The sequence below is a fragment of the Dankookia rubra genome, assembly GCF_004355005.1.
Classification (GTDB): domain Bacteria; phylum Pseudomonadota; class Alphaproteobacteria; order Acetobacterales; family Acetobacteraceae; genus Paracraurococcus; species Paracraurococcus ruber_A.
Window position 1 is genome coordinate 21865 of sequence record NZ_SMSJ01000061.1, and the last position, 8071, is coordinate 29935.

General features: G+C 66.8%; 5 protein-coding genes. 2 read left to right on the forward strand and 3 right to left on the reverse strand.

Translation table 11 applies throughout. The features are described from left to right. Positions 1–2511, reverse strand: a complete 2511-nt coding sequence (ligD, locus tag E2C06_RS26700) for a DNA ligase D (protein WP_133291635.1) — start codon at positions 2509–2511, stop codon at positions 1–3. Between the two features lie 322 nt (positions 2512–2833). Between ligD and E2C06_RS26705 the strand changes: the two genes are divergently transcribed. Both E2C06_RS26705 and E2C06_RS26710 read left to right on the forward strand, forming a co-directional pair. Further along, a complete protein-coding gene (locus E2C06_RS26705) occupies positions 2834–4507 on the forward strand; it encodes an acyl-CoA dehydrogenase family protein (RefSeq protein WP_133291636.1) in 1674 nt (557 codons plus the stop codon). A gap of 122 nt (positions 4508–4629) precedes the next feature. Further along, on the forward strand, positions 4630–4842 hold the full coding sequence (locus tag E2C06_RS26710) for a hypothetical protein (protein WP_133291637.1): 213 nt from the start codon (positions 4630–4632) through the stop codon (positions 4840–4842). 200 nt (positions 4843–5042) lie between these two features. Here the strand turns inward: E2C06_RS26710 and E2C06_RS26715 are convergent, their stop codons facing one another. Then, on the reverse strand, positions 5043–5231 hold the full coding sequence (locus E2C06_RS26715) for a hypothetical protein (protein ID WP_133291638.1): 189 nt from the start codon (positions 5229–5231) through the stop codon (positions 5043–5045). Between the two features lie 98 nt (positions 5232–5329). Further along, a complete protein-coding gene (locus tag E2C06_RS26720; RefSeq protein WP_133291639.1) occupies positions 5330–7261 on the reverse strand; it encodes a potassium transporter Kup in 1932 nt (643 codons plus the stop codon). Positions 7262–8071 lie beyond the last annotated feature (810 nt).

An 8071-nucleotide genomic window follows, 5' to 3' on the forward strand; every position in this document is an offset into this window, starting at 1 on the left:
CTAACGCAACTTGGGCAAGGGTACGGCCGCCTGATCGAGATCGGCCCAGGGGTCCTTCCGGCGCAGCAGTCCCGGCGCCGAGGTGATCGTGAAGAGCTTTGGATCGAGTGTCGGGATCACCTCGCGCCAGGCAAGCGGCATAGATACGGTCGCGCCGGGACGGGCCCGCGGCGACCAGGCCGAGACCGCCGTTGCGCCGCGATCGTTCCTGAGATAGTCGAGGAAGATCCGACCGACCCGCGCCTTCTTGCTCAGTGCCGTGGTAAAGCGGTCGCTGGCATCGGCCGCGACTACCTCACAGAGAGCCCGGCAGAAGGCCTTCGCCTCCGGCCAGTCCGCCTTCGGGCGGAGCGGCGTCACCACATGTAGCCCCTTGCCGCCGGTGGTTTTGCAGAAAGAGGCAAGGCCGAGCCGCTCCAACCGCTCCCGCATCTCCTGCGCTGCCGCGACCACCTGGGCGAACGGCACGTCCTCGGCGGGATCGAGGTCGAAGACCAGCCGGTCAGGGTGCTCGACATCCGCCGCCTGAGCGCCCCAGGGGTGGATTTCCGTCACCCCCATCTGCGCCAGTGCAACCAGCCCCTCGAGGGTGTCGACGGCCAGGTAGGGCGCGCGCTCGCCAGCCACCGGCACCTGTCGGATCAGGTGGGAAAGACCAGACATGGCATGCCGCTGGAAGAAGCGCTCGGCGCTGATGCCGTCGGGCGTGCGGAGCAGCGAGACCGGCCGACCCGCGATATTCGGCAGCAGGCGGGCGGCGACCGCCTCGTAATAGGTCGCCAGGTCACGCTTGGTGACGCCCTCCTCCGGCCAGAGCAGCTTGTCCGGGTGGCTCAGCCGGATGCCGGCGACAGTGCCCGCGCCGGTGGCTTTACGGGGCGCTGGTGGGGCCTCGCCGGGGCGCGGCACGCCGACCTCCGCTGACGGCTTGTCCTCTCGGATGCCCTTGAAGCTGGCCTGGCGCAGCAGCCCGTCCGCGGTCCAGCCGGCATAGTCCACCTCGGCGACCAGCTGCGGCTCGACCCAGGTGGTGCTCCGCCGCTCCCCGGCCGGCACCTTCGGTACGGCAGGCGTATCACGGCGGAGCGGCGCCAGTCGCTGCTCCAGATCGCGTTGCTGTCGCTCGCCGATGCCGGAGCCGACGCGGCCTAAATACACCAGCGTGTCGCCGCGCCGTGCCCCGAGCAGCAGGGTCATACGCCCCTTAGCGCCCGTCCCATGGCCGACCACGATGAACTCGTCATTGCCCCGACACTTCGCTTTGACCCAAGTGCCGCTGCGTTCTCCGGGGCGATAGGGGGAGCCGGCGCGTTTGGAGACGATGCCCTCGAGTCCGATCCGGCAGGCGGAGCGAAGCAGGGCGTCCGCTGGCTGGTCGAAGGCCTCCACGAAGATCACGGTCTCGGGCGCGCTCTTCAGGAGGGACCGCAGCGCCACCTTCCGTTGCTCGATTGGCTGGTCGCACAGGCTCTCGCCATCACGCGCCAGCAGGTCGAAGGCGTAGTAGAGCAGCGTCCCTGTCCGCCCCTGCTCCATCGCGGCCTGCAGCGCCGCAAAGTCCGGATTGCCCTGCCCGTCGGCGGCCACGATCTCGCCGTCAAGGACGGCGTCCGGCAGCCGACCGAGTGCGGCGGCTGTCTCCGGAAAGCGCTCCGTCCAGTCATGCCCGTTGCGCGTCAGCAGGCGGGCCTTGCCGCCGGTGATGGCGGCCTGCATGCGGTAGCCGTCGAGCTTGATCTCGTGGATCCAGCCATTCCCCTCGGGCGCACGCTCGACCAGGGTGCAGAGCATCGGCGCGATGAAGCCGCCCGGCTGCACGGCGGATGGCTTGCAGGCAGGGGCCTGCCGACGGGTGGAAGCGGAGGTGCGCTTGGCGGCCGCCCGGGGCTTCGCCGCGGCAGGATCGCCGCCGGCGATCTCGTCCATGGTCCGGCCGGAGCTGATCGAGGTCGTCGCCTCCTCGACCAGCCGCTCCCCCTCGCCGGGCCTCGCCTCCTCGTCGCGCCGCTTGATCAGCAGCCATTGCGGCTGACGCTCCTTCGGCCGTGGCTTCATCCGTACCAGGTCCCAGCCGCCGCGCAGGCGCTGCCCATGCAGCACAAACTTCAGGTTGCCCTTGGCGAGTGCCTTGGCGGCATCCGGGATCTCCGGCGCCGGCTCCCAAGTCCCCTCGTCCCAGAGCATGACCGTCCCAGCGCCGTAGCCGACCTCGATCGGCCCCTCAAAGCTGCGGTACTCAACCGGGTGGTCCTCGACCTCGACTGCGAGCCGCTTGTCTGCCGGATCGAGGGATGGCCCGCGCGTGACGGCCCAAGACTTCAGCACCCCATCCAGTTCGAGCCGGAGGTCGAAGTGCAGGCGGCTCGCGGCGTGCTTCTGCACCACGAACCGCAGGACCGGAGACTTCCTGCCTCGCTGCCTCAGACGATCGTCCGTCGTCCCTGGCGGCTCGGCGGTCCGGGTGAAGTCGCGCTTGGCGTGGTATTGGCTGAGCGGTTCCGGCTTTGGCATGGCTGCGCAACAACGCCGCTGCGCCGCTCAGGTTGTCGAGCATGAGCACCTGGCGACAACACGGCCGAGGGATAACGGCCAGTGGCCAAAAACGCCGGCAGTCTCGGTCCTACGGCGATCGGAAGCGCCGCTCTGCTTTATGCCCATGGCTCTGCCCCGGTCTCACTTGATGGCCAATCGCCGCAACTACTCGGCTTACAAGTGTACCCTTAAACATTCTTGGATTCAGGTCACTTGTCTGATCGGCTATGACGGCGCAGGAGGCCGAGATCCAGGGTCGAGCGCGCAGCTACATGCAAAGAAAAAGCAAGGAAGAGAAAGCATGACATTAGTGACTGCTTCAGGCGGATACGCGACCCAAGATGTCCTCAACCAAGCTGGCGCGCTACAGAACTACGACGCGTTCAGTGCCGACCGTGCGCTGGGGGAGGCCGTGCAGGCCTTCGGCGCCGCTTGGGCCAGTGACCACCTAGCTCACGTCGGCACCCTGGTCGGCAGCGAGCAGGTGCAGCACCTCGCGCGACAGGCGAACCGCTACACGCCGGAACTGCGGACCCACGACCGCTTCGGCCATCGGGCGGATATTGTGGAGTATCATCCCGCCTACCACGAGCTGATGCAGCTGATCTACGGCTGCGAGACGCACTCCTTCGCCTGGACTCACGAGCGGTCCGGTGCCCAGGTCGCTCGCGGTGTGCTGTCCTACCTGTGGAACCAGGGCGAGAACGGCATCTGCTGCCCGATGGGCATGACCTTCGCCGCCATCCCTGCCCTCCGCCATGACACGGCGATGCTGGCGGAATGGGGACCGGCCATCACCAGCGCTAGCTACGACCCACGCCCCGCTTACGTCAAAGCCAAAGCCGGCGCTACGGTGGGCATGGCAATGACGGAGAAGCAGGGTGGCTCGGACCTGCGCGCCACCATCACGACCGCGCAACCCGCCTCGGTCCGACGCGGTTCGGGGGCGCCCTATCTGCTCACTGGCCACAAATGGTTCTTCTCCGTACCGATGAGCGACCTGTTCCTGACGCTCGCGCAAACCGAGACTGGGCTGTCCTGCTTCCTCGCCACTGGCTGGCTGGAGGACGGGTCACGCAACCGGTTGAAGCTGCAGCGGCTGAAGGACAAGTGCGGCAACAAGTCCAATGCTAGCTCGGAGGTGGAGTTCTACGACCTCCATGCCACCATGCTGGGCGATGAGGGCCGTGGTATCCGCACCATCATCGAGATGGCGCACGTGACCCGGCTAGATTTCGCAATCGGCTCCGCCGGGCTGATGCGGCAGGCGTTGAGCCAGGCGATCCATCACACCAGCAGCCGTCGGGCCTTCCAGCGCAACTTGGTAGACCTGCCAATTATGCGCAACGTCGTCGCCGATCTGGCGGTGGAGAGCGAGGCGATGATGTGGATGTCCATGCGCCTGGCCGCGGCGCTGGACCGGGCTGGAACCGATCGGGCGGAGGGTCTGCTGTCGCGCATCTGTACCCCGGTCGCCAAATACTGGGCGTGCAAGCGCGCCCCGGCCTTCGTGGCGGAAGCGCTGGAATGCCACGGCGGCAACGGCTTCATCGCCGACCACCTGATGGAGCGGCTGTACCGGGAAGCACCGCTGAACGGCATCTGGGAAGGCACGGGCAATGTGATCTGCCTGGATGTGCTGCGATGTATGACCCGAGAGCCCGAGACGGTGGGTGTGTTCCTGGACGAACTGCGCACGGCACGCGGCGGCAACGCCCGGCTGGATTCCTACGCTGACGACCTGACCCGGCGCCTGGCCAACCCGGCAGGGCTGGAGCCGGTAGCTCGGCGCGTGGTTGAGATGATGGCCTTCGCGCTGCAGGCGAGCCTGCTGGTTCGCTATTCGAGCCCCGCCGTCGCGGACGCGTTCTGCACGACGCGATTGGATGGCGATTGGGGGCAGGCCTTCGGCACCATGCCGCGCGGACTGGACACGCAGGCGATCGTCGATCGCGCACGCCTCGTCGGGGATTAGCGGCGGTGCCGGCCCCTTCCGGTCCGAGGCCGCCCCACAAGGAGGAGACATTATGACAGGTCGCATCAACCGAGGCATCGAGTTGCTCCGGCAGGGCCCCGGCCGTGCGTGGGGTGCATCAGGTGGCGGAGGCGGTCTGGCTCGGCATCGAGCACTACATGGATTTTGGCCGCTTCGACCGACCAGAGGCGCCGCACGGCCAGGCGGACCAGATGTTCGTGACCACAGACTTGAAACTGTCGGAGCGCTTTGCGCTGCATTTTGGCCTCGGCCATGGGTTGACCCATGCCAGCGACCGCTGGGCTGGTAAGGTAATCCTCGGCGTCGCCTTTTGAGAGCGGTTTCGGCACTGAGCCGGCGAGCCATGGCCGCACCTGGCTGAGGGTGACCGATGGCTCAGCATGAACGAAGCTCGCCACCTAAGCGGCGTCCCGTTGGACGTGTAGTCTGGTCCCTAACGGCTAAAGAAGACAGCGCCTAGCCATCCTCCTCTGGTCCGAAAAGCCGAAACAACAATTTCCAGCCCGGGCGCGATCTAAGCATTAAACAGAAACTCAACCCAGGCCAGGGTGAGCCGTAAGCGCAGCAGTGCCTCGAGCGCTGCAAGGCACCAGCTCTGGCGGCCAACCATGCCTTCGCAGTAGCACCAGACCAGCAGCGCAGCACCTGTGGCGACGGCGTGACCGATGGGCGGGTGTCCGGCCGGCGCCAGCGTGGACAGCATGGTGCTGACCGAGAGGGTCGACAGACCAAGGCACGCAGCGTCTCGCACCAGCGCCGGCAGAGGCCACAGGGCCCCACCCACCCAATGCCGGCCCGCGCTCACAGCTCGACCCGCGTGCCGAGCTCGACCACGCGCGGTGGCGGGACCAGAAAGTAGTCTGGCGCCCGCACGGCGTTGCGGGTCATGAAGGCGAAGATCTGCTCCTGCCAGGGCGGTAGTTCCGGACGCATGGAAGGCACGGGAGTCTCATTCCCAAGGAAGAAGGACGCGTCGTCTGGAGCAAAGCCGACTTCTTCGTGGTGCAGGCGCAGCGCTGCAGGCACGTCCGGCTTCTCGGCAAAGCCGAAGCGCAAGGTGACATGGCGGAAGCCGCCCGGCAGTGCCTCCGTCGCCACGCGCTCGGCTTCCGGTATGCGCGGTACGCGCTCCGCCATGACATGCAGCAGCACCACGCGCTCGTGCAGCACTCCATTATGCCGCAGGTTCAGCGCCAGCGCCGCCGGCACAACGTCCCGCTGCCCCGTCAAGTAGACCGCTGTGCCCGGGACACGCAGCGGAGCGCTTGGCGCATCCAGACTGGAGAGAAAGGCCGTGAGGGTTGGCGCACCTTCGTCCCGCCGGGCCAGCAGGACTGTGCGCCCTCGCCGCCAGATCAGCATCATGCTCAGCGCCACAGCGCCGACCAGCAGGGGGAACCAGCCTCCGGCCGGGATCTTGTGCACGTTGCCCGCGACGAAGAGGAGGTCGAGTACCAGAAACGGCCCGGCAACCGTCGCGACCAGCGGCCAGGACAGGCGCCAGTGGCCATGCGCCACGACGGCCATCAGCAGCGTCGTCACCATCATGTCGCCGGCCACAGCGATGCCGTAGGCATTGGCCAGTGCCTCCGAGCTGCGGAAGCCCAGCACCAGGGCCAGCACCGCAGCGGCGAGCAGCCAGTTGATGTGCGGCAGGTAGACCTGCCCCGCCGTCTCCTCCGAGGTCTGGCGGACCTCGAGCCGCGGCACGGCGCCGAGTTGGATAGCCTGTTGCACGAGGGCGAAGGCGCCGGAGATCACGGCCTGGCTGGCGATCACCGTCGCCGCTGTGGCGAGCGCCACCGCCGGGTAGAGTAGAGGGCCAGGGAAGAGCCCGAAGAAGGGATTGGCCGCCGCGGCCGGGTCCTCCAGCACCAGGGCGGCCTGGCCAAGATAGTTCAGCACCAGTGCCGGCATGACGAAGGCGAACCAGTCGATGCGGATCGCACGGCGGCCAAAGTGGCCCATATCGGCATAGAGTGCCTCGCCACCGGTCAGCGCCAGGAACGCCGACCCGAGCACCGCCAGCGCGCCGTGTCCGGGGTGGTGGGCGAGAAATACAAAGGCATGACGCGGGTCGAGTGCAGTCAGGACCTCGGGCCGTCCCAGCACATGCACGAGGCCGGACAGCGCGAGCATGGCAAACCACGCCGCCGTCACGGGTCCGAACAGTCGTCCCATTTGAGCGCTGCCGTGGCTCTGGATGGCGAAGAGGCCGACCAGCACCACGGCTGCGATCGGTACGATGTAGGGCTCGAAGATTGGTGTGGCCACGGCCAGCCCCTCGACGGCAGAGAGTACCGAGATGGCTGGCGTGATCATGGCATCACCGAAGAACAGCGAGGCTCCAGCGAGACCAATCATCAGCACCGGTATGCGCAACCGCTCTGCGGCGGCCGGCACAGCGAGAGACAGCAGCGCCATTGTCCCGCCCTCGCCTTGGTTGTCGGCACGCATGACGAGCACGACATACTTGAGCGCCACCACCAACGTGACGGCCCAGAACACCAGTGAGAGCACGCCGAAGACGGTTTGCGACGATGCCGCGACCGCGTCGCCTTCCGCGCCGGCAGCCCGCAGCGTCTCGCGGAAGGCGTAGATTGGGCTGGTGCCGATGTCACCGAACACCACGCCGAGCGCGCCCAGGAGCAGGGCCGCACCGGCAGGATGGGCTGCCGCCGCAGGGGTAGAGACGGCAGCCGGGGAGGTGCTTTCCGTGGCGTTGCTGGTCATGGCCGGGCTCCGTTGTATCGAGCACGGCCTCGTAAGCCGCTGTGGTCCGGAAACGCGAACTGCGCTCCGTAATGCCCCATGCGCTGGCAGGTTCCTCGGTGGAGTAGGGTGCCACGGAGGGCCGCACGCCCAGCCACCGTCGGTTGTGCAATGTAAGACAACGACTGACCGGCGCGCTATTTACCTCTGCAGTTTCTTCTATGTCGCAGGGGTTTTCCGGGAACGAGCAACCGAGCTAACTCGCCGTCGCCGACTTGGCGTCAGCCTGCAGATAATAGTAGTGCTGGTTGCGCGCACGCTAATGAACACGGCTCAGTCTTCGTTGCCCACGCTTGCGGCCGGCTTCTATCCGACAGAGGGGCGGGCCACGGGCGTAGCTTGGATGATGGCCGTGGGCCGCTTCGGTGAAATCACCGGCTCATTCCCCATAGCAGAACTCTCACGCCGACAAATGCCCTTCGCCGACAATTTTAGGGTTATGGCCGTCCCAGGGCTAGTTGCCGCAGCGGCCCTGGTCATCAAACAAGTCGCTCACCCCGAACAAGCATCAGATCGCACCGCTGTACGGAGTGAAGTGCTGGGTCACTGATTCAGTCTCAAGCGCCCCGAAGCTCGATCTGGGGCGCGAGGGCATGATCCGCCGGCCTGGAACGTCCAATCCGTGCGTGCGGAGGGTTGATGTGCAATGCGCTGCAACTGTGTCAACGGCGGAGGAATATTGGAGCGCCCGGCGGAGTAAAATTGGGGCAGCCGGTAGCCACCGCTTGAGCTTGGTGACCGCTACTGGGTTGCGGTTGGTTTCGGATGGGG